Origin of the sequence: Pseudomonas sp. MF6396, from assembly GCF_002018915.1 — a bacterium.
In the GTDB taxonomy this organism is placed as follows: Bacteria; Pseudomonadota; Gammaproteobacteria; order Pseudomonadales; family Pseudomonadaceae; genus Aquipseudomonas; species Aquipseudomonas palmensis.
In genome coordinates this window covers 1-609 of the sequence record NZ_MVOK01000099.1, presented here as the reverse complement: position 1 = coordinate 609, position 609 = coordinate 1, and the positions used below count along the sequence as shown (strand labels likewise).

Sequence of the window (609 nt, the reverse complement as noted above, 5' to 3'; positions counted from 1 at the left end):
GAAGCGGAACTGGCGCTGGCGATTATTTCGCTGGGAAGTGCTGCTAAAGCTGTGGCTTCGAAAACGCCAGGGTGGCTTGAGAAGCTGGCGGGGATGTTGCAAAGCGGGGAAAAAAATGGTGCAAAAGCAACTGGCGGGGCGGTAGACCGTGCTACTACTGGGATTGAGTGGGGCAAGGGTATTCAAGGTCAAGGAATGCCTTGGGAGGATTACCTTGGGACGCAACTGCCAGCAGGCTCTCGACTACCGCCTAACTTCAAGACGTTTGACTTTTTTGACGAAACCACTGGTATAGCGACCAGCGCCAAAACACTTGATACGACGACTGCTGCCAAACTTGCTAATCCGAGCCAAGTATATTCATCGCTCAAAGGAAATATTGATGCCGCTGCTAATTTTTCTGAATCTGGCTTGAAGGGTGTGACAGTTACTGCAAGTCAAATTACCGCTCGCGAATTACAAGTTGCCATTCCTGAAGCCACCCCCCGGTGTCAGGATAGTTGTCGCCTCTCCGATTTTTCCTAAAAAAGCATATCGGGGGCGGAAAGAGACTGGTCGTGCCGTACTATTCACCTGAACGCAGAGCCGCATTACTTAAAATGCTGCTTC

At 50.7% G+C, this 609-nt stretch carries 1 protein-coding gene; it reads left to right on the top strand.

The features are described 5' to 3' along the window. Positions 1-525, top strand: a 525-nt coding sequence (locus tag MF6396_RS29190) for a hypothetical protein (protein ID WP_238596503.1), incomplete at its 5' end; no start/stop codon positions are given. Positions 526-609: the final 84 nt, after the last annotated feature.